The 21,385-nt window shown below is 70.4% G+C and carries 18 protein-coding genes; 7 read left to right on the top strand and 11 right to left on the bottom strand.

Features of this window, described 5'->3' with window-relative positions:
- Positions 1-7 precede the first annotated feature (7 nt).
- Positions 8-2,350: a phosphoketolase gene (locus tag BX283_RS36190; protein ID WP_101391614.1), complete on the bottom strand. Its 2,343-nt coding sequence runs from the start codon at positions 2,348-2,350 to the stop codon at positions 8-10.
- A 352-nt stretch (positions 2,351-2,702) separates the two neighbouring features.
- On the opposite strand from BX283_RS36190, the gene BX283_RS36185 reads away from it, so the two are divergent.
- Entirely contained in the window at positions 2,703-3,167 is a 465-nt protein-coding gene (locus BX283_RS36185) for a Crp/Fnr family transcriptional regulator (RefSeq protein ID WP_101391613.1), read from the top strand.
- Positions 3,168-3,218: 51 nt separating this feature from the next.
- On the opposite strand, the gene BX283_RS36180 is transcribed toward BX283_RS36185, so the two are convergent.
- The 5 genes from BX283_RS36180 to BX283_RS36160 form a co-directional block, all read right to left on the bottom strand.
- Positions 3,219-4,082 (bottom strand): geranyl diphosphate 2-C-methyltransferase, encoded by an 864-nt coding sequence (locus BX283_RS36180; protein WP_101391612.1) that lies wholly within the window; start codon positions 4,080-4,082, stop codon positions 3,219-3,221.
- A 92-nt stretch (positions 4,083-4,174) separates the two neighbouring features.
- Positions 4,175-5,374, bottom strand: a complete 1,200-nt coding sequence (locus BX283_RS36175; protein WP_257584118.1) for a family 2 encapsulin nanocompartment cargo protein terpene cyclase — start codon at positions 5,372-5,374, stop codon at positions 4,175-4,177.
- Between the two features lie 30 nt (positions 5,375-5,404).
- On the bottom strand, positions 5,405-6,823 hold the full coding sequence (locus tag BX283_RS36170; RefSeq protein ID WP_101391610.1) for a family 2B encapsulin nanocompartment shell protein: 1,419 nt from the start codon (positions 6,821-6,823) through the stop codon (positions 5,405-5,407).
- Positions 6,824-7,162: 339 nt separating this feature from the next.
- Entirely contained in the window at positions 7,163-7,378 is a 216-nt protein-coding gene (locus tag BX283_RS36165) for a hypothetical protein (RefSeq protein WP_143676555.1), read from the bottom strand.
- Positions 7,379-7,612: 234 nt separating this feature from the next.
- Positions 7,613-9,895 (bottom strand): hypothetical protein, encoded by a 2,283-nt coding sequence (locus BX283_RS36160; RefSeq protein WP_101391608.1) that lies wholly within the window; start codon positions 9,893-9,895, stop codon positions 7,613-7,615.
- 382 nt (positions 9,896-10,277) lie between these two features.
- Here BX283_RS36160 and BX283_RS36155 point away from each other — a divergent pair, with 382 nt between their 5' ends.
- Together BX283_RS36155 and BX283_RS36150 are read left to right on the top strand one after the other, a co-directional pair.
- The gene (locus tag BX283_RS36155) at positions 10,278-10,790 is read left to right on the top strand and encodes an RICIN domain-containing protein (RefSeq protein WP_101391607.1); all 513 of its coding nucleotides are present in this window, start codon (positions 10,278-10,280) and stop codon (positions 10,788-10,790) included.
- Positions 10,791-11,018: 228 nt separating this feature from the next.
- Positions 11,019-11,465 (top strand): hypothetical protein, encoded by a 447-nt coding sequence (locus BX283_RS36150; protein WP_101391606.1) that lies wholly within the window; start codon positions 11,019-11,021, stop codon positions 11,463-11,465.
- Positions 11,466-11,582: 117 nt separating this feature from the next.
- On the opposite strand, the gene BX283_RS36145 is transcribed toward BX283_RS36150, so the two are convergent.
- Positions 11,583-13,814 carry a VCBS repeat-containing protein gene (locus BX283_RS36145; RefSeq protein WP_101391605.1) on the bottom strand — a complete coding sequence of 744 codons (2,232 nt, stop codon included), beginning with the start codon at positions 13,812-13,814 and terminating at the stop codon, positions 11,583-11,585.
- Positions 13,815-14,010: 196 nt separating this feature from the next.
- On the opposite strand from BX283_RS36145, the gene BX283_RS36140 reads away from it, so the two are divergent.
- A complete protein-coding gene (locus BX283_RS36140; RefSeq protein ID WP_101391604.1) occupies positions 14,011-14,373 on the top strand; it encodes a DUF1304 domain-containing protein in 363 nt (120 codons plus the stop codon).
- A 5-nt stretch (positions 14,374-14,378) separates the two neighbouring features.
- Positions 14,379-14,936: a TetR/AcrR family transcriptional regulator gene (locus tag BX283_RS36135; RefSeq protein WP_101392797.1), complete on the top strand. Its 558-nt coding sequence runs from the start codon at positions 14,379-14,381 to the stop codon at positions 14,934-14,936.
- A 39-nt stretch (positions 14,937-14,975) separates the two neighbouring features.
- On the opposite strand, the gene BX283_RS36130 is transcribed toward BX283_RS36135, so the two are convergent.
- Together BX283_RS36130 and BX283_RS36125 are read right to left on the bottom strand one after the other, a co-directional pair.
- Positions 14,976-16,046, bottom strand: a complete 1,071-nt coding sequence (locus tag BX283_RS36130; protein ID WP_101391603.1) for a M14 family metallopeptidase — start codon at positions 16,044-16,046, stop codon at positions 14,976-14,978.
- Between the two features lie 22 nt (positions 16,047-16,068).
- Entirely contained in the window at positions 16,069-16,383 is a 315-nt protein-coding gene (locus BX283_RS36125; protein ID WP_101391602.1) for a hypothetical protein, read from the bottom strand.
- A gap of 472 nt (positions 16,384-16,855) precedes the next feature.
- Between BX283_RS36125 and BX283_RS36120 the strand changes: the two genes are divergently transcribed.
- Positions 16,856-17,794 carry a methyltransferase domain-containing protein gene (locus tag BX283_RS36120; RefSeq protein WP_101391601.1) on the top strand — a complete coding sequence of 313 codons (939 nt, stop codon included), beginning with the start codon at positions 16,856-16,858 and terminating at the stop codon, positions 17,792-17,794.
- A gap of 33 nt (positions 17,795-17,827) precedes the next feature.
- On the opposite strand, the gene BX283_RS36115 is transcribed toward BX283_RS36120, so the two are convergent.
- Complete coding sequence (locus BX283_RS36115) at positions 17,828-18,691, bottom strand: LysR substrate-binding domain-containing protein (RefSeq protein ID WP_101391600.1); 864 nt, start codon at positions 18,689-18,691, stop codon at positions 17,828-17,830.
- Between the two features lie 151 nt (positions 18,692-18,842).
- On the opposite strand from BX283_RS36115, the gene BX283_RS36110 reads away from it, so the two are divergent.
- On the top strand, positions 18,843-19,457 hold the full coding sequence (locus BX283_RS36110; RefSeq protein WP_373979661.1) for a short chain dehydrogenase: 615 nt from the start codon (positions 18,843-18,845) through the stop codon (positions 19,455-19,457).
- 195 nt (positions 19,458-19,652) lie between these two features.
- On the opposite strand, the gene BX283_RS36105 is transcribed toward BX283_RS36110, so the two are convergent.
- Positions 19,653-21,335, bottom strand: a complete 1,683-nt coding sequence (locus tag BX283_RS36105) for an ABC transporter family substrate-binding protein (RefSeq protein WP_180357361.1) — start codon at positions 21,333-21,335, stop codon at positions 19,653-19,655.
- Positions 21,336-21,385: the final 50 nt, after the last annotated feature.

The raw sequence follows: 21,385 nt of genomic DNA, 5'->3' as shown, positions 1-21,385 counted from the left end.
GTGGGGATCAGCCGCTCCAGGTCCAGTCGGCGACCTCGGGCAGATCGGTGCCGTGGTCGCGGATCCAGGCGTGGTGGCGGGTGCGGGTGTCGGCCATGGTCTGGCGGACGGTGGCCGCGCGCACGGCGAGGCCGGGGACGCGGTCGATGACGTCCATGACCAGCCGGTAGCGGTCGAGGTCGTTGCGGACGACCATGTCGAAGGGCGTGGTGGTGGTCCCGGACTCCTTGTAGCCGCGCACGTGGAGCCGGCCGTGGCCGGCGCGGCGGTAGGTGAGCCGGTGGATCAGCCACGGGTAGCCGTGGTAGGCGAAGATCACCGGCTTGTCCCGGGTGAACAGCGCGTCGTACTCGAAGTCGGACATGCCGTGCGGGTGTTCCTCACGGGGCAGCAGCTTCGTCATGTCGACGACGTTGACGACCCGCACGGCCAGCTCCGGGAGGTGGCGGCGCAGCAGCCCGGCGGCGGCCAGGACCTCCTGGGTGGGCACGTCTCCGGCGCAGGCCAGGACGACGTCGGGCTCCCGGTCGCGGCCCTCGGTGCCGGCCCACTCCCAGATGCCCGCCCCGCGCGCGCAGTGGCCGCGGGCCTCGTCGAGGGAGAGCCAGTCGAAGCATGGCTGCTTGCCGGCGACGACCACGTTCACGTAGTCGCGCGAGCGCAGGACGTGGTCCGCCACGGACAGCAGGGTGTTGGCGTCCGGCGGGAGGTAGACCCGTACCACCTCGGGGCTCTTGTTCAGCACGTGGTCGACGAAGCCGGGGTCCTGGTGCGAGAAACCGTTGTGGTCCTGGCGCCAGACGTGCGAGGTGAGCAGGTAGTTGAGGGAGGGGACGGGGGCGCGCCACGGCAGGCCCCGCGACGTCTTCAGCCACTTGATGTGCTGGTTGACCATCGAGTCGACGATGTGGACGAACGCCTCGTAGCAGGAGAACAGGCCGTGGCGGCCGGTGAGGTTGTAGCCCTCCAGCCAGCCCTGGCAGAGGTGTTCGGACAGGACCTCCATCACGCGGCCGTCGCGGGCCAGGTGCTCGTCGGTCTCCAGGATCTCCGCCTGCCACGCCTTGCCGGTGACCTCGAAGAGGGCGCCCAGGCGGTTGGAGGCGGTCTCGTCGGGGCCGACCACCCGGAAGTCGCGCCGCTCGGCGGTGTCCGCCATCACCTGGGCCAGCAGACCGCCGAGGACCCGGGTCGGCTCGTGCAGGGTCGCGCCCGGCTTGTCGACGGGGACGGCGAAGTGCTCCAGGGGCGGCAGCGGCAGCTCGCGGGTGAGCAGGCCGCCGTTGGCGTGCGCGCTCGCACCCAGCCTGCTCTCGCCGTCCGGCACGCAGGACAGCACCTGCGCGGTGGGGCGGCCGTCGGCGTCGAACAGCTCCCGCGGGCGGTACGAGCGCAGCCACGCCTCCAACTGGCGCAGGTGCTCCGGGTTTTCGCGCACGGCGGCGAGCGGCACTTGGTGGGAGCGCCAGGTGCCTTCGACCGGCTCCCCGTCGACCTCGGCGGGTCCGGTCCAGCCCTTGGGCGTACGCAGCACGATCACCGGCCAGGACGCCCGGACTCCGGTCCGTTTGATCTCGGCGATGCGGTCCAGGGCGTGGTCCATGGCGCGGGCCATCGTCTGGTGCACCTTGCGCGGGTCGGAGCCCGTGACGTACAGCGGCTCGTGGCCGTATCCCCGCAGCAGCGCGTCGAGTTCGGGCTCGGGCAGTCGCGACAGCACGGTGGGGTTGGCGATCTTGTAGCCGTTCAGGTGCAGGATGGGCAGTACGGCGCCGTCGTGGACCGGGTCGAGGAACTTGTTGGAGTGCCACGACGTCGCCAGCGGTCCCGTCTCCGCCTCCCCGTCACCGATCACACAGGCGACCAGCAGACCGGGGTTGTCGAACGCGGCGCCGTAGGCGTGCGCCAGGGAGTAGCCGAGTTCGCCGCCCTCGTGGATCGAGCCGGGAGTCTCGGGAGCCACATGGCTGGGCACACCGCCGGGGAAGGAGAACTGCCGGAACAGCCGCGCCATGCCCGCCGCGTCCCGGCTCACGTCCGGATAGACGCGGGAGTACGAGCCGTCGAGCCAGGAGTTGGCCAGCACCGCCGGGCCGCCGTGCCCCGGACCCCACACGCACAGCGCGTCGAGCGAGCGCTCGCCGATCGCCCGGTTCAGATGGGTGTGCACCAGATTGAGGCCGGGCGAGGTGCCCCAGTGGCCGAGCAGGCGCGGTTTGATGTGCTCGGGCCGCAGCTCCTCGGTGAGCAGCGGGTTGTCCATCAGATAGATCTGCCCGGCGGACAGGTAGTTCGCGGCGCGCCAGTGGGCGTCCAGGGCGGCCAGGTTCGGCGGACGGTGCTTGGTCATGGTGTCTCCCGGTTCGTCGGGGGCGTGCCGTCGGTATGGGTACCGCGTGCGGGGGCGCTCAGTCGTGGGATACGACCCCCACCGGGCAGGGCGCGTGATGCGGGGCGCGGTCGACCGGGCCGAGCCGCATACCCAAGTCGTTCTACGACGGCCCACGCTCCGGCCTCAGGGGTGCCCGGGAAGACCGTCGCGGCCCTCTTCACACAGACTCGCACCGGACCGGCTACGCACTAAAGGGGCGAACAGGCCCTGCGGCAGGGCCCGTTCGGCCCCTGTCTCCCCGTTCGCCGCTCACCGACGCTGGGAGCAGCACGCCGGGCGAAGTTGTCCACCGACGAGAGGAGGCACGGCCATGACCACCAAACAGGCCGACCGGATGGCGGTCGCGCTGCCCGCGAAGCACCGGAGCCGGTTGATGAGCACCGCTCACGAGGTGACCTTCCCTGCGGGCACGCGCCTGTTCGAGGAGGGCCGCACGGCGGACCGCTTCTGGGTCGTCCGCACCGGCACGGTGACCTTGGACCTGCACGTCCCGGGCCGCCGCCCGGCCGCGATCGAGAACCTGGCCGCCGGTGAACTCGTCGGCTGGTCCTGGCTGTTTCCGCCCTGCCTGTGGCACTTCGGCGCCGAGGCGGCCACGCCGGTGCGCGCGTACGAGTTCGACGCCCCGTCCGTGCGCCTGATGTGCGACAGCGATCCGCAGCTGGGGGCGGCCGTGGCCCAGTGGGTGGGCCGGGTCCTCGCCCACCGGCTCACCCAGGCGCGGATGCGGCTGCTCGACCTGTACGCACCTCATGGAAGCGGTCCCCCGCGATGACCTGACCCGGCGAACGCGAACCGGACGACGCCACAGTCGCCCCCGCAGCCGTCAGACGCGGTCGGCGGCGATGAGGAGGTAGTGGAAGCTGCCTTCCTTGTACGCGGTCAGGAACGGGTCCTCCACGCCGGTGGCGAGGGACGACTGAGCGCGCAGCTCCCAGTACGGGATCGTCGCGGCCGTGAGGTCGACGACGTTCATGGGGACGAGGCCGTTGGCGGCGAGGGCCTTGAAGTAGGCGCTGCGGGGGTGGATGTTGCAGGTGTAGTGCTCGTCGATCCGGCTGACCGCCTTGGAGCGGCCACCGGTCACGTCGTTGGAGCAGCCGGTGATGACGACGTAGCGGCCGCCGAAGGCCAGCTGGCGCGCGTGCTCGGCGAAGAGGTCGAACAGATCCACGTACATGGTGGACTCGTTGTTCCAGATGCCCTGGAAGGCGCCGGTCGGGAAGCCGGTGTCCAGCATGTTGCGGAAGTGGTAGCGCACCTTGTCGTCCACACCGCGCTTGCGGGCCTGGCCGTTGGCGAAGTCGACCTGCTGCTGGGAGATGGACACGCCGTCCACCTGGCAGCCGAAGCGCGCGTTGGCCATGATGCTGCTGCCGCCCCGGCCGCAGCCGGCGTCGAGGAGGCGGTGCTCGGGGGCGATGGGGCCGAGGTGGTCGAGGAGGACGTCCGCCTGGGCCGACTCCAGCCGGTGCAGCTCCTCGATGATCCGCGCGTCGCGGGTCTCCTGCGGGCCTTCCAGCACGGAGGGGTCGTACTCGCCGATCCCGTAGTGGTGGTGATACAGGCCGTCGACGTCGCCCAGGCTCAGGTTGACCGGGTCCTTCTCGTTGTTCCAGTACTCCGCGACGGACTTCTGGTAGGCCGTGCGCAGCACCGGGGCCGTGGAGGAGGTGGGCGTGGTCGTCATAGGGGGGCTCCTTGGTGCATGCGGATATGACCGCGTGGGTGATTACAGAGATCGCGTGACGGATTGCAGTGATGAAGGGGAGAGCGGTGTGCTCAGGCCTCGTTGTAGCGGAGGCTGCCGCTGTGCCATTCACGATTGCCGCCGAGCCAGGCCCAGACCCCCGCGAGGAAGCGGCACAGCTGGGGCGAGCCGGTGAGGGCGAGGGCCGCGGCTTCCCTCTCGAAGGTGCGCACCAGCTCGTCGTGGATCTCCACGCTCCGTTCGACCGCCTCGCGCGGTGAGCACCGCTCCTCCTCGGCGATCACGGTGGGCAGGTTGAACTCCACACCCGAGGAGTCGTGCTCCTTGGCCATCGAGTACAGGTCGTTGACGAGGGTGCTGGCCGTGGCGGCCATCGTCACGGCGCGGCGCACCCGCGGCTGGGCGTACTCGGAGGCCGTCAGCGGAGGGCCGCCGACCACGTCGACGAGGGCGATGCAGGGGAGGAAGCTGTTGATCTGACGGTGTGCCAGATATTCACGGACGGAGGGCATATACCCGCGAGAGCGCCAGGACCCTTCCTGCCCGTATCCCACGAAGAGCACGGCGACTTCATGGCGCAGCCGGGCCACCTGGGAGGAGTCCGCATAGGCGGCCAGGTCCCGAAGACCCGAGCGCAGGGCCACCCGTACGGGGTCCTCGTCCATCTCCCGCTCCCAGGCGGACGCGTGAGCGGCCGGGAGGTGGGCGGGGTCGAGCGCCGCATACGCGAGACCGAGGTGTGAGCCGAGCAGTTCGGGCCGCGACCCCATCGTCTCGTCGTCGCAGTAGTAGTCGTCGGTGGCCCACTCCGCCAGCGCGCACTTCGCCGCGGCCAGTAGCCGGTCCGGATCGTCGCTGTCGGGGTGGGCCAGCATCATCAGCCGCCCGAAGTCGGCCGCGCGTACGCGTTCGAGGCGTCCGGCGTAGAGTCCGACCCCTTCGGCCCACTCCACCAGCCGGTCGTTGACCAGTCGGCCAAGCGCCGGGTCGTCCCGTAGCGCGGGCGGACAGTACAACTCAGGGACACCGCCGCCGCGTTGTGTCACGCGCGGCGCGTCGTCGGCCGGTGTGCGGGCGGCGATCCGGGCGGCGGAGGTGCCAAGGCCCGTCGGCCCGGTGGGCACACCGACGCCCACCGGTCGGAAGGTGGATCCCGGCAGCGCCTTCGGCGCCGCGGGGCGGTTCTTCTGGCTGTGGGTGAGGAGCGTGGCCACGAGTCGCGCCACTTGGTGGTGCGCCGCGGGCGCGGTCATCCGGGACAGCTGTGACACCGGTTCTTCTCTCCGTTCGCGCCGCTGAGGTCAGGACGGGCTGTGGAAGACCTCGACGTTCTCCAGAACGCCGAGCGCGTCGGGCACGAGAACGGCCGCCGAGTAGTAGGTGCTGACCAGGTAGGAGATCAGGGCCTGGTCGTTGATGCCCATGAACCGCACATTGAGGCCGGGCTCGTACTCGTCGGGGATGCCCGTCTGCCGCAGGCCCACCACGCCTCCCTCGTCCTCTCCCAGGCGCATCGCGAGGATGGCGGAGGTTCCCTCGTCGGAGACGGGCATCTTGCCGCAGGGCAGGATCGGCACGCCTCGCCAGGCGGGCACCGGGTGGCCGTTCACGTCGGCCGTGTCGAAGGACAGGCCCCGCTTGTTGCACTCGCGGCCGAAGGCGGAGATGGCCCGGGGGTGCGCGAAGAACGCCTTGGTCCCACGCCGCATGGCAAGCAGCTCGTCCATGTCGTCCGGCGTGGGCGGGCCGGAATGGGTGGAGATGCGCTGGCTGTGGTCGGCATTGTGCAACAGCCCGAACTCCGGGTTGTTGACCAGCTCGGACTCCTGGCGTTCCCGCAGCGCCTCGATGGTCAGCCGCAACTGCTGCTCGACCTGGTCCATCGGGTCGTTGTAGAGGTCGGCGACCCGGCTGTGCACCCGCAGGACCGTCTGGGCGACGCTCAACTCGTACTCACGCGGGTCGAGTTCGTAGTCGACGAAGGTCCCCGGGATCACCGGCTCGCCGGTGTGTCCGGAGGCGAGGGCGATGTTCGCCTCGCCCTTCCTGTTCCGCGGCCGGGCACTCTCGGCCTGGCGCTCGCGGACGTGCTCCCGCAACCGGCCGTTGCGCTCGGCGACTTCCTCGTACGCGGCCCGGGGCAGGGCCAGCACCGTGCACGCCGTCATCGCGCGCGCCGTGAACCCCCACTCCCCCGGCTCCTCGGCCACCGCCTGCCCGCCGAAGAACCCGCCGTCGGCGAGCACACCCCGACGGGTCTCCTCCCCGTAGCTTCCGGTGCCGACCTTCTCGACCTTGCCGTGCACGATCAAATACACGTGGTCGACGGGCCCGCCCCGCTCCGCGATCAACTGGCCGGGACCGTACTGCTGCTGGACACACCGCTCGGCAAGCGCCCGCAGCGCCGCCTCGTCCTCGAACCCCCGCAGCAGCGGGAGTTCTCCCAGCTCGGCCGGGATGACCCGGACCGCGCTTCCCTCCTGGACGAAGGTGACCCGGCCGTCGCCGACCGCGTACACCAGGCGCCGGTTGACCCGGTACGTGCCGCCCTTCACCTCCACCCAGGGCAGCATGCGCAGCAGCCACCGCGAGCTGAGGCCCTGCATCTGCGGGACACTCTTGGTGGTGGTCGTCAGGTTCCGCGCGGCGGCGATCCCCAGGCTGAGCTGTGCCCGGCCGGTCGGCTCCTCGTGCTGGTGCGGATACGCTGCGGTCGACATCCTGGTCCCTCCGATTGGGGCGCATGCGTCAAGAAGGAGCCTCCAGAGTTACCCGATCGGGTCGATCGGGTGAGGAGAGGCTCCCGGTGCGCAAGTGAACCAGCGGGTAATGATGTTGGTCGACACGACTGCCGATCTACCGACATATTTGCGCCACCGACCTGACGCCTGTCGCACGGTCCACCGCGGGTCGACCTCACCAACGGGGACGGTCAGAGCGTCCGTTACATGGCAGTAGCCGATACTTTGATCAAGCTGCTACGGCTGATGAGCGCGGCTGAGGACGGCCACAGGCCCGGTCGGCGAGGTGGCCGATAATGCGCACTAAACGTTGCCCGGCTACGACACGTAGCTGCGTCCCGCCAGGTCAGGGTCGATGTCGAGGAACTGGTGCCGCTGCTCGGCCAGCCCCGGAAGGTGCTGCTGGCGCGCACGCAGTTCGTCGATCAGTTGCTCCAGCCGCCGTCCGTCCAGCGTCTCGGTGCGCGCGTTCTCACCGGCAGCCGCAGGAAAACCGCGGCTCCCCGAGGCCTCCGGTGTCACGGAAGGACACATGACCATCTCCGTTCTCCTGAGAGCACACTACGCTCTCCCTTCCGAACGCCCCCAGTGAAACTCCCGTCCACTCAGCATGCAATACCCATCGCGGAGCCACACCCCATTGGATAGGTATGCGGCGGCCTTCATACTGCCGCTGGCGTGCCGCTTCTCCAGTCGCGCGGGCGCCCCTGGCGTCGTGGGAGGGGACCGCGAGGACCGTGCCCCCGGCCCCCTCCCCGGACCGACCGGCTACGAACCGGTGATGTCCAGCGCCCCGGACGCCCGGAGTGACGGTCCCTGGCCGTCGGCGGGGACGGCGGTCAGGGACCAGGTGTAGCCGCCGGCGGCAGCCATGCCGTCCGCGACGCCACCGTTCCAGGAGACCGGTACGGTGCCGCGCGTCGCGGTGCCGGTCCAGGTGCGTACGACGGTGCCGGTATCACGGCTGCGCAGGGTCAGCTTCCAGGAGGCGGCGGGCTTGGACAGCCACCACCGGGCCTGCCAGAGAGCGCCCTCGCCGGGCCGGAAGGCCGCCGGGACGGTGCTGTCGGCGACCGTCAGCGCCGAGACGGCACGCTGGACCGTGGTGACGTGGACGGTGTCGTCCTTGTCGACGAAGGCGATCTTGCCCGCGTGCCGGTCGACCGTCCAGGTCACCCCGCGGCTGTCGGCCGTCGCCGCGTCCTTGACGCCGCTGACGGCGCCCAGGTCGGCGGTGGTGCCGTCGTCGTTCAGCCCGGTGAGGCGGACGGTGTCGCCGCCCGCCACGCGCTGGGCGAGGAAACCGTCGCCGAGCAGCACGTCATGGGCCGGTGCGGGGTACGCGAGGTCGGCGGCCGCGTCGTACACCCCCGCCCGGTCCTGGTCGGTGCAACTCCAGTAGAGGAGCTTCCCGTTGGACTGGAGCTCGTCGGGGACGCAGCCCGCCTGGAGTGCGAGGGCGCCGCGTTCCACGCCGGTGCGCAGATCGGTGGCGATGAGCGTGCCGGAGCTGTTGGGCTGGGCGGTCCAGAGCGTGGAGTGGTCCAGGGAGGCCGCCTGCGCGGGCTGTTCCCGGACGATCTTGTCGCGGGCGGTGTCGACGACGTAGTTCTTGCCGTCGGCGCCGGGCGCCCGGTAGAGCAGGTACTCGGGCGAGACGTCCACGATACGGCCGCCCGCGGCGGGCAGCGGCAGACGGTCGCCGGACTCGTCTCCGGTCACCAGGACGTCCTTGCCGGTGTCCGGATCCGTGACCAGCCGGGCCAGTCCCTGGTCGCCGCCGTCGGCGAACCGTCCCGGCGCGGTGTCGTCGAAGACCGGCAGATCCGCTCCGGCGACCGGGTCGAGGCCGGTGCCGACGTCCTTGCCGTACAGCCGCACCGAGTCCGGCAGCGCGTCGGCGAAGCGGACGGTTCCCCGGTCCAGGCCGAGCGCCCGCACCGAGCCGTCCGCCTTCTTGACCGGGTTCAGCACGCGCAGCGGCAGATCGAAGACGAGTTCGCTGCCGTCCACGGTGAACAGATGGATGGCGCGGGTGCCGTCGGCGGTCCGGCCGAGAGCGGTGAGCATGCTGTCGGACCGCTCCAGGCCCTGCTCGAACTCGGTGAGCAGGACGCGGGAGGTCTCCGCGCCGTCGATCGGCGTCAGGTTCAGGGCCCCCTTGCGCCCCTCGGTCCACAGGACGTTCCGGCCCACGACGTACGCGGTGACCTCGCTTTCGGCGGACTTCAGCGCCAGTTCCACGACCTTGGGTGTGCCGCCGGGCCTGTCGCGCGACAGCACCCGCACCCCTTGCCCGCCCTGCCGGGTGAACCAGGTGACCACATCGCGGGTGATGCGGAAGCTGCTCGCCTCGCCCGTGACCGGCAGCGCGCTGACAGCGCCGGAGATGCCGTTGAGGACGCCGTAGCCGTACGTCGATCCGATGCGGTAGCGGATGACCAGCGAGCTGTACTCACCCCCGAACAGCACCGGTTCGGCCTCGGCGGTGGCCCCCGCCGGCAGCCGGACCGCGACGTCGTACGGCGTGTCCGCGCCGCTGGGCCGCAGCACCCGCAGGTCCTGTCCGCCGTCCTCCGTCGGCCTGGTGGCGAGGACGAAGCCGCCGGAGATCCGCGGATGGGCGTAGCCCTGGGGCAGGGTCAGCTCCGTCTTCGTGTTCTTCTCGACGTTGACCAACGTGATGGTGGTGGTGCCCTCCACCGTGGTGGCGTACGCGGCCCGGTCGTACTCGTCGTGCTGGGTGAAGATGGCTTCCCTGGGCACACCGTCCAAAGCCGTCACGGGGACGGTCTGACGGTTGTAGGTATTGGTCCACAGATAGCTGGCCGAGCCCTCCTCCTGGTGCAGGACCCCGTTGTTGCTGGTGGAGAGGAGCGTGTCGGCGCGGTCGGCGTAGGCGTCGGGCGCCGGTATCAGGACTCCGGCGGAGTCGGCCGCCTGAGCGGTCACCGGCGCGGCCAGGGCCACGCTCGAGGCGAGCGTGAGAGCGCCTAACGCGAGAGCCGCGCCGCGTCTTCCGTACGCCGGGCGCTTTCTCGGGACGAACATGGGTCTACCCCCTCGTTGACGGACCGGCGGCGCGGCATGGGTGGCGCCGCCCACCGGACTCGTACAGGCCAGATGATCTTGCAAGCCCCGGAAAGAATAGGATCAAGTCCGCGCCGATTGGCAGGTTTTCAACATCTTGCAAGTGTGAGCTGTGGAGCCGCCCCCTCGCCTACGGCTCCGGGGGCCGACCCCACCGGACGCGCGGCGTTCCGCTCAACGGACCGCTTTCTGGTGTGCCCCCTCCCCCTCCGGCATTGTCGGGTCTGCGCCACCTCAGGCGATATGACCCTCCGGTGCGTGCGCCTCGTAACTCCCCTGTCGACGGACAGCAACGTCCGTCCCACACCCACCACACCAGCACATCAGTGAAGGAGCACACATCATGGCGCGCAACCACGCCAAACACCTGGCCGCTCTCGCGGTCGGCGCCGCCACCCTCATCGGGGCCGGCCTCGTCACCGCGGCCCCGGCCGACGCCCAGACCAAGCCCGGCGCCCCGGCCCTCGCGGCGGCCGGTGGCTATTTCGTCAACGTCGACAGCGGCAAGTGCCTGGACGCGGCCTGGAGCCACACCAACGGCACCAAGGCGACCCAGTGGGACTGCTACGGCGGCGCCACCCAGCAGTGGAGCTGGAACGGCCAGGAGATCGTGAACACCGACAGCGGCAAGTGCCTGGACGCCGCTTGGAGCCACGACAACGGTACCGCCGTGAACCAGTGGGACTGCTACGGCGGCGCGACCCAGCTGTGGACACTACGGCTGGTCGGCAACGGATACGAGGTCGTGAACGTGGACAGCGGCAAGTGTCTGGACGCCGTGTGGAGCCACGAGAACGGCACCGTCGTGAACCAGTGGGACTGCTACGGCGGTGCGACCCAGCTCTGGCACGGGTGACCGTCCGCGCAACGGCGGCAACCTCACCCCACCTGGGACCGTTCCTCGGCCCACCCTCTCAACCCTGTCCGGCTTGTGGCGGCGAATACCGTGAGGGTTTACCCCCGAGCTGCCGCCACAGGTGGAGGGCAAGTTCAACCCTCCGCTGTATGTGCCGCGATCACGGCGTCCCTAGCCTCTGGTGTCGACCGCTCCATTCGACGCCCATTGCCACAACAGGGGGACATCGTGCGAAAGACCACCGTGCGCAGGCTGGCCATGACCGGTACGGCGGGGCTCGCCGCGCTCGCCGGAGTGCTTGTCCAGGCAGGCCCGGCAGCGGCCGCGACCGGCCGCAGCGATGCCTGCGGTACGTATGCCTGCGGCAGCGGCACCTTCACCTGGGGCAAGAAGACACTCAACGGCGCCATGTCCGTCACCTTCCCGTGCGGCAAGGACCTGGTCGCCGGGCAGATCCGGATCATCGTCACCGGCACGGACGGCAAGCAGCAGTACGGGAGCCCGCACATCGTGGGCAAGAGCGGCTGCGGCCACTACACCGTGTTCAACAACCTGTCCTGGAACCAGAAGTCCGACATCAAGTTCTTCCAGGTCGAGACCTCCTCCACCAAGGGACAGGGCTCCAGCGGCTTCCACAAGTACCTCGGCAACGTCGTGGACAACCCGCTGACCTGAGCAGGCGACGTCAACCGCACGCACCGTTTCCGTGCGGCACATCGACCGGTGCCGTCCGCCGACGCGAAGTCTCACGCGGCGGACGGCCATTCAGCTCCTGAGCGAGCGTGCCGAGTCCTAGCCGATGGCGTTGAACTTGCTGCCCTCGCCCGCGTACAGCGTGGTCGTCTGCCGACTGAACGGGGCCGTCGTCGAGCCGGTCGACTGGTAGACGTACGTGCCGTTCGGGCCGTAGGCCACCAGGTCGGGGCGTTGGTCACCGGTGACGTCACCGGCGCCGACGAGCTGGGAGAAGGCGTTCCAGCCGCCGCCGATCCTGACGCGGGAGGTGAAGTTGCCCGCGCCGTTGCCCTGGTAGAGCCACAGCACGCCCGAGGCGTCACGGGCGACCAGGTCACCGGCCGGGCCGCCCGCGATGTCGCCGACGGCGGTGATCTGGTTGTAGATCTGCCAGCCGCCACCGACCCGGGTGCGGGTCGCGAAGGGCGCGGAGGCGTTGCCGGTGCCCTTGTAGAGCCACAGGACGCCGGAGGTGTCGGTGGCGAGGAGGTCGGGGCGTCCGTCACCGGTGAGATCGCTGCCACCGGCGATCTTGTTGTAGATCTGCCAGCCCGCGCCGACCTTGACGCGGGCGGTGAAGTTGCCCGCGCCGTCGCCCTGGTAGAGCCACAGGACGCCCGAGGAGTCACGGGCGACGAGGTCGCCCGCCGGAGCACCGGCGAGGTTGCCCGCGGCCTCGATCTGGTTGTACACCTGCCAACCGGAACCGATCTTCGTCCGCTTGGCGGGAGTGACCTGGTTGCCCAAGGGCCAGTCGAAGAGGTCGTCCCGCCACAGCGCACCCGAGGCGTCCCGCGCGAGGACGTCCGTCGAGCCGTTGTCGTTGAAGTCGTGCGGGTTGGCCAGGCGCGAGACCTGGAAGCTACCCGATACGGTCGCCGAAGCGCCGGCGCCGTCGGCCGGGGTCGCGGTGACCTGCCAGGTGTAGGCGCCGTTGGGGGCGCTGATGCCGTCCAGGACGCCGTCCCAGGTGAAGGCGAAACGGCTGTCGGAGACCGGCTGGGACAGATGTCGGCTGAGCTTCTTGCCGGTGGCCGCGTGCGTGAGGGTGAGGTCGACGGTGGCGTTCGCGCGGGACAGCGTCCACTCCATCGGGACCGTGGTGCCCGGCTTCTCCAGGTCCACCGCGGTGGGGACCTTCGACTCGGTCACCTTGACGGCCATGTCCCGGCCGGTGTCCGCCACGAGTGTGACGGTCGGAGGGCCGCTCACCCCGTCGTGGATCCGGAACAGCCCGTCGGCGTCCGCCGTGGAGCCGCGCACGAGCAGGCTGCCGTCCGGTGCGTGGGCCACGCTGGAGAAGTGCTCCAGGAGCTTGTACGGCGCGGCGTCGGCGGCGGTGAGGCTCCGGGCGTACAGCGGGCTCCGCGTCTCGTCGGCGGCCTTGCCCGGGACTCCGTAGAGCAGCGTGTTCCCTTGGATGCCCGCGATGACGGCACCGCTCAGGGAACTGTCCATGGCGAACTTCTTGCGAGTGCCCCGCGTGGCCACGACGAGCTCGGTGCGCCCGGCCGCGGCCTCGACCCACGCCTTGTAGTCGGCGGTGTAGGCACCCGTGGAGTCCTGGGTCCACGCCCCCGTGGCCTCCGTGCCACCCCAGTCGATGACCGAGTGGTTGTTGACGTTGGTGAGCGCCTTCCAGTACTCGGTCCGGTAGGTGGGTCCGGAGAAGACCCGTGCACTGCCCAGGACGAGCATGTCGTATCCGGTGGAGGCGACGACCTTGTAGTCCACGCCGTAGGTGTTGGACGTGAGCTTCGTCTTGCTGGTGACCCCGTTGACCTGGGCGAGCTGCCACAGCTCGTGGTAGTCGCCCGTGGTCGGCACGCTCACGAAGAGGTTCTCGCCCACCACACCGACGAGCTTGGCTCCGGGCTTGAACACGGACGCGAGGTTGAAGGACGTGGACCAGCTGCCGTTCGCCTTCATGTCCCGCAGGAAGACCGTGCTGCCGCCGTCGCTGGTCACGACGGTGTCGGAGCCGCTGTCGTGTCCCATGGTGCCCGTGTTGATCGGCAGCACCGAGCCGTCTGCGTACTTGTGCCACTCCAGGACGGTGTTGCCCAAGTCGCCCGTACGGGACGTGAGGTATCCGGTGTCGCCGGTGCTGACGATTTCGGCGCCGACGGGCAGCTTCGCCTCGTCGGCCGCGTCGGCGGTGGTCCTGGTCGCGGCGGCGGGAGCGGCCACCGCGCCGGGAGCGGCCAGGACGCCGGCGCCGACCGTCGCAGCGAGAACGGTCGCGACACCGGCGCCGAGACGGCGTCGGGTGGTGCGTGCGGAAACCAAGGAAGTCCCTCCTGATGAGCCGAGCGGCACGCACATCGGTGCACGCCGCTCGATCAGACTTGCGATGAGGGTCGGTGGTTGTACGGGGTGCTCGGCTTTCTCGACCGGCGGGGCGAGGTCACACCTCAGCCACTACTGGACACCTGCCCATGTATGCTGGACGCCTGTCCATGACATGCGAAGGGTGCGTACACCGATGGAGACGACCGCGACCGTGCTGGTGGGCCTGGTGGCCGCCCTGCACGCGTACATCCTGATCCTGGAGATGTTCCTGTGGGAGAAGAAGCCGGGCCGAGAGCTGTCCGGTTTCGACGCCGACATGGCCCGAGCCACCGCCCCGCTCGCCGCGAACCAGGGTCTCTACAACGGCTTCCTGGCGGCCGGGCTGGTCTGGGGCCTGATCGCCGGGGATCCGACCGGGTTCCGGGTTCAGGTGTTCTTCCTCGCCTGTGTGGTGGTCGCCGGGGTGTACGGGGGCCTCACCGCCAACCGCCGCATCCTGATCGCCCAGGCGCTGCCCGGCGCGCTCGCGCTCGGCGCGGTCCTGCTCGCACGGTGACCGCGGTGTACGAGGATCCCCGTGCGGCACGGACCCGGGCCAAGCTGCGTCAGGCCCTGCTGGAGGAGTGCTCCAGTCGCCCGCTGGCGGAGGTCAGCGTCGCCGCGCTGGTACGCAGGGCGAGGGTCGGCCGCGCCACGTTCTACCTCCACTACACCGACCTGGAGGCGCTCGCCGTCGACGCCTGCGCCGATGTCGTCCGCGAGGCCGTGGACGCCCTGCACGCCTGGCGCGGCGTGCCCGACCCCGTCAACCCGCCGCCCGCCCTGCTCGCCTTCTTCGACCGGCTCACCCCGCACGCCGGGCTCTACCGGGAGCTGTTGCGCCCGGGGGGCGGCGGCCCGCTCGGCCGCACCCTCCATGAGGATCTACGCAACCGCAGTCGCACCGAACGCAGCCTGGCCGGTGCCCCGGAGCCCGACTTGATCGCCTCGGCCGTGGCCGCGACCTTCGCCGGGGTGCTCGCCGACTGGCTGCACGGCCTCATCGAAGCCACGCCCGCCGGGATCACACAGCGGGTGTGGCGCCTGCTCGTGACCCTGCACCGCACTCCCCTGGCCTGACGAGCTGATCGCTCCACCAACCCCATTCCACCCCGCCCTCTACGCGAGTGCGGTGAGGCAGAACTGCACCAGCCCCGAGTCCACGTCCAGGACGATCCGCTTCATCTCCGACCACGGTGGGTGGAAGCTCTTGCCCCACTCGATGGTGAAGCCGAGGATCTTGCCCTTGTGGGGGTCGACGATGTGCCGGGAGTACGCGTAGTCGTCACTGGTGCCACTGGTCGGGTAGAGGTGGAAGGCGGACATCGGGCTGTAGACACGGCCGCGTACGCCGTGCAGGCCCTTGCAGAACTGCTCAGCGAGTACGGTGCTGTCGTCCGCGTCGTCCTTCGGGATGAACTCCGCGTACGCGAGGTCGCCCGCCACGCCGCGTCTGCCGTCGAAGGCGGTGTTGCGGAAGTTCTTGGCCGGGTCGAGCGACTGGTTCTCGTCGTCGCCCCAGACAAAGAGCATGTCCTCGGAGTAGCTGTGCACGTCGACGAACCAGCGGGTGCGCGGGAACGCGTCGAGGAGCCAGCGGACGTTACGGGTCTCGGGCTCCGAGAAGGGGCTGGGGCCCTGGTACACCTGGATGTCGCCCGGGTCGTCGGAGACCTGTACCCCGGCGGTCGGGTCGAAGGCGGTGGCGAAGTCGAAGAGGAAGTCGTAGTTGCGGTTGATGTCCACGCCGATACGGGAAGGGTCGCCGCCGGAGTTGGCGGGGTTGCGGTTCTTGCGCCACATGGGGTCGACGGTCTGGCTGTAGTGGCGGCCGTCCGGGTTGACGAGCGGGAAGACGACGACGTCGAGGTTGTCGAGGACGTTCCGCACCTGGGCGGCGGTGTAGGTCCTGCCGCCGTAGGCGAGCCCGGCACCGTCGGCACCGGCCTCCAGGAGGTCGGCCGCGAGGTGGATGAGGATCTCGCAGCTGCCCCACTCGCGGGCATGCACACCGCCGATGAGAACGACACAGTCGTGGGTACCGGCGGGCCCGGTACCGATGCGCAGGGCGTGGCAGGACCGGCCCTCCACGGACGGCTCGGGCAGGTCGATGAGGTCACACGCGGACGGGAAGGCCGTGGCCAGGCTGGTCACGGCGGACTCGACCTCGGTGGTGTTCAAGTACGACATGGTGTCCCTCCTGGGCGGCCTGCTAGGCGTCCTTCACCTTGAGGGCGAGCCCGTGCGGGACCGCGTCGTCGGGGGCGAACCGGTCCCCCTCGCCGACTTCGGCCTGGCGGGCGCGGCCGGTTGCCGTGGCGTCCTCGACGATCGTGACCACCACACCCTCGCGTTCGAGGGCCTCGGCCTCCTCCGGGGAGGCGTACGCCTCGATGCTGACCGTGCCGTCCTCGCCCTGGCGCGGGCGGCCCCCGACGTCGGGACGGGCCTCGCGCAGGAGGGCACGCAGGGTTTCGGCGTCCTTGGCTGTGACGCGGACGCGCAGAAGCTGACGAGCGGTGGACATGACGGCCTCTTCCGAGCGCCGTCCGGCTGACATCAGCGGTACCGACGACGCGTGGCTGATGTAGATGTATGTCCGATGTGTACCTCGTCTTTCCAGGGTGCGCTTCAGCCGTAGAACGCGTCAAGCTGCGCCCGGGCATCCCGATCGGCAACCCGTCGAGCCCGGTCATCACCCCCTGCTCGTCGTCGTACTCGGCGAGCTTCGGAACGAGCGCGCGCAGGCGCGGTAGACCGGCCTTTGGGGAATCACCGGGGTGCATCCATACCGGCGAGGGCGGGTATCGTCCGGTACAACGCGGCTTCCCCAGCCGCGAGTTGGTCGCCGCGTCACACCGGAGGTGTTCATGGGCAGCCGTCAGGACTCGGACGGTCAGGTGGGCGGGCCGCACAGCTCGCCGGGCGATCCGGGCAACCCTGCTCCGGAGCCCGAGCCCACCCCGCCGCCGGAAGACGAATAGGCGGGCACGACCGGCATGCCGAGCCCGGTCGACCCGCGGAAGCTGCGTGCTCAGTGCGCGGCCGAACTCGATGCGCGGCAGACTGGCCACTTCCACGAGCGGCCCTGGCTGCGGGAGGCGTTCCTGGCGGTGCCGCGCGAGCACTTCGTGCCCGACCAGGTCTGGTGGCCGCACCCGGGTGAGGACGGGCTTCACCCGGTCATCGACCGTGCGGCGCGGCCGCGTTCGTGGCTGCGGGCCGTCTACACCGCGCAGGCGTCACTCATCACTCAGGTCGCCGACGGCCGGGTGCGGCCGCAGGACGGACCGACCAAAGAGGCGTTCACCTCGGCCGCCTCCTGCCCGGCCGTCGTCGTCGACATGCTGCACTACCTCGACCCCCAACCCGCCGACAGCGCCCTGGAGATCGGCACCGGCACCGGCTACAGCACGGCGCTCCTGGCCCAGCGGATCCCTCCCGGGCGACTGGTCACCGTGGAGATCGACCGGCAGCTCGCCGACCTGGCCCGGGACAAGCTCGCCCACCTCGGCCTGCGGCCGACCGTCGTCTGCGCGGACGGGGAGCGGGGACACCTGGGCCGGGCCCCGTACACGAGGATCATCTCGACCGCCGCGGTCCGCCGCGTCCCCCAGGCCTGGCTCGACCAGGCCGCGCCCGGCGCCGTCATCGTCACCCCGCTCAACGGCCCCTTCGGCCACGACGCCCTGCTGCGGCTCGTCGCCGACGGAGAGGGCGGCGCACAGGGCCGGTTGGTGACAGGCGTGGCGTTCATGAAGGTCCGCGGGCAGCGCGACGAACGCCCCTACGACGAGCTCGGCTGGCCGGACGTGACCGGCACCTGGCCCACCTACACCGACGCCGAATACCGCGTCACCCTCCGCGATGGGCTGCAGAGCATTCGGATCGTGCCCTCGCCGACGGGGGACGATGGTGGCGACTCCCCCTGGCGGTAAGGGAGTTGACCGACAGACGGCCGGCCCCGCGTGTCAGCCGCTGACCACCTCCCGTACAGCCGCGAGGAAGTCCTCCGTCCGCGGGTGTGTGGGGTGGGCCGGGCGGGCGAGGTAGACCGTGGCGGCGGGGGCGTCGTCGAGCGGGACGAAGCGGACGCCGGGGTGGCCGTGGCTCTCCGCCGTGCCGGCCGCGCCGATGCCGAACGCGCCGCCCGTGGCGATGAGGTTCAGCCACTCGTCGACGTTGTGCACCTCGACCGTGCGGTCCGGGCGCTGCGCCGGGGGCCAGAGGTCCACCGAGGCGGTGCCCGTGTCCGGCCACAGGGCCAGCGGCAGCGGCGGGCCGGAGGTGAGCTCCGCCAGGCTCACCCGGTCGCGGGCCGCGAGCGGGTGGTCGTCGGGCAGGGCGGCGACCCGGTCCTCGGTGTAGAGGGCCTCGGTGCGGATGCGCGGGTCGGCGGGGACGGTGCGGAGCACCGCCACGTCGGTGTCGCCGGTCGCCAGGCCCGCGGTGCTGTTGTCCTGCCGGACCACTTCGAGCGGCGCGTGCGGGTGCGCGTGGCGCCACGAACGCAGCAGGGGGACGGTCTGCTGCCCCAGGACCGCGCAGGTGTAGCCGAGCCGCAGCGGCCGGTCGACGGTACGGGTGTCGGCGAGTGCCGCGTCGAGGTGGGCGAGGATGGCGCGCCCGTGACCGAGGAGGGTCGTCCCGGCCCGGGTGAGGTCCAGGTGCCGGGACGAGCGGTCCACCAGGCGGACCCCCACCCGCGCCTCCAGCTGGGCGAGCGTACGGGAGAGGGCGGGCTGCGTCATGTGCAGCTGGGCGGCCGCGGCGGTGACGGTGCCCGCCTCGGCGATGGCGGCCAGGGCCTTGAGGTGACGCAGTTCCACATCCATGCCTGCCAAGCATAGTCACTGCCCAGATGGCATTTCCGGGTGCGGGGCGTGATCCGTAGCGTCGGGTGCACCGGGTGGTTCGTTTCACCCGGTTCCCTCCCTGGGGCACTCCCGGGGAACTCCCGGTGGTTCCGGGAGACGTTCTCCAGGCATTGGATGGTGGGTTGTGAAGGTTCTTCTGATCGGCGCGGGCGGCACGCTGGGCTCGGCGGTGCGCAAGGCTCTCGCGGAGCGCGGCCACGAGGTGATCGGCGTGGGCCGCACGAGCGGGGACCTGGTCTTCGACGTCACCGACCCGGAGGCCGTGGCCCGGCTGTACGCGCAGGCCGGACCGCTGGACGCGGTGGCCGTGGCGGCGGGCGACGCCGTGTTCAAGCCGCTGGCCGAGCTGGCCGCGGACGACTTCGCGGCGACGTTCCGCGGCAAGGCTCTCAGCCAGCTGGAGCTGGTCCGCCAGGGCGCCCGGCATGTGGCCGCGACCGGCTCGTTCACGCTGGTCAGCGGGGTCCTCACGGAGGAGCCGATCGTGGCCGGTGCCGCCGCGTCCGCGGCCAACGGCGCGGTCGAGGCGTTCGTGCGGGCCGCCGCGATCGAGCTCCCGCCGCAGCGGATCAACGCGGTGAGCCCGACGGTGGCCGAGGAGTCCCTGCCCGCCTACGGGCCGTTCTTCGCGGGCATGGAGCCCGTCCCCGCGGCGCGCGTCGCGACGGCGTACGTCCGCTCGGTCGAGGGGGCGCAGACGGGGCAGATCTATCGGGTGCGCTAGGGCTCGCCGCCCCTACAGTGCGCAAACCGCGGTGGGCCTGATCTACGGCGCACAAGCCGCGGTGGACCCCATCCGGATCCGCGCCCTCGCCGATGCGGGGCCCCGGCACTCGCCCACCGCGCCGAGCAGCGCCGCCCCGCCAGTCACGGCGACTGGCGGGGCGTCCCTGCCTCGGGCCTCCCCCTCGGCCGCGCGTTACTTCTGCCAGCCGACCGTCTCCGGCAGCGGGCTGTTGAAGATCGTTGCGCCGACGTTGGCGAGCCCCTTCTTCACGCCGTAGGTCGAGGGGCCGCTGTACAGGGGCAGGAAGGCGTACTGCTGGAGCGCCTTCTGCTCGATCTTGTTCACCGCCGTGATCTGCTGGTCGAGGTCGGCGATGTCCGCGGCGGCGCGGATCTCCTTGTCCAGTTCCGGCGTGCCCGAACCGGTGATGTTCGAGTCACGGTCGGAGCAGTAGAACTCGCACAGGTCACTGGCCCCGAACGGGTCCGTCGAGCGGTTTCCCGACACGAAGAGGTCGAACCTGCGCTCGCTGAGGATCTTGGAGAAGTCCGCGTCGTCGGCCTTCTTGATCACGAGGTGGACGCCGACCGGCTTCAGCATCGCGGCGAACGCACCGGCGGTGGCCTTGGCCAGCGGGTCGTCGCCCATGAGCGTGTAGCCGACTTCGAGCTTCTTGCCGTTCTTGACGCGGATGCCGTCGTCCCCGGGCTTCCAACCCGCCGCGTCGAGCGTCTTCCTGGCCTCGTCGGGCGCGTACTTCAGCACCGCCGAGACGTTGTCCTGGTAGCCCTTCTGGAAGCTGTACAGCACGGCCGAGCCGGGCAGCGGCTCCTTGTAGTCGAGGCCCTGGAACTGGATCTTCGCGATCTGGGTGCGGTCGATGCTCTGCTGGAGGGCCTTGCGGACGTCGCTCTCGGCGAGGACGGACGACTTGGTGTTGAAGTACAGCGCGTACTCGAACGGGCTGCCGCCGCTGCGGATCTCCGTGCCCTTCAACCCCTTGACCTGCTTGAGGCTCTCCGCGTCGGAGACGGGGGCGTAGTCGACCTGGCCGTTCTTGAAGGCGTTGACCGCCGCGGTCGACTCCAGGTTGACGTAGACGCGCTTGTCGAGCTTGCCCTTCTTCCCCCACCACTTCGGGTTGCGTACGAAGGTGATGTTGCCCGAGTGGGTGTCCCAGCTTCCGACGGTGTACGGGCCCGTGCCCCACTCGGGGTGGGCCGTCTTGACGTACGCCTTGTTGAAGTTGTCGACCGTGGCGGCCTTGGGGTGCAGGAACGTGGTGAACAGGCTCGACCAGGCGGCGTTGACGCCCTTGAAGGTGATGACGGCCTGCTTGGCGTCCTTGCCCTGCTCGACGGAGGTGATCCGGTCGTAGCCGTCCGTGGACGAGGCGGCGTAGGCCTTGTCCGACCCGTTGTTGGCCTTCCAGGTGGCCCGGATCGCGGTCCAGTCGATCGGGGTGCCGTCGTTGAAAGCGGCCTTCGGGTTGATGGTCAGCGTGACCTTCTGGTTGCCGCCTTCCACGGACACTTTCACGTCGCTGTAGTAGTCGGGGTTGTACTGGACCTCACCGGTGGGTGCGTAGGTGATGGCGTCGGCGTTGTACCAGGACCAGACCCGGGAGGCGGTCAGGGTGGCGTTGACGTTGAAGGGGTTGCCCTGCTCGTCGAAGGTGCCGACGGTGGTGTAGGTGCCGCCGTCCTTGATGTTCTCGTACGGCTGCGGGTTGTAGTCGGCGGCCGACGACGCGGCCTTCTGCGCGTCCTTGCCGTCCGTCTTCGCCGCGTCCTTCCCGGAGGAGGACTGGCAAGCGGTGGCGGCCACGGAGATAGCGGCGACGAGGGCGAGGGGCAGGGCCAGTCTGGTGCGCATGGCGGAGTGGTTCCTTCTTGGTTCGGTACGGATGGAGGTTCGGGCCCGGC

The organism is Streptomyces sp. TLI_146, assembly GCF_002846415.1.
GTDB lineage: Bacteria > Actinomycetota > Actinomycetes > Streptomycetales > Streptomycetaceae > Streptomyces.
The sequence above is the reverse complement of the archived record's forward strand: the minus strand, read 5'-3'. Positions and strand labels throughout refer to the sequence as shown.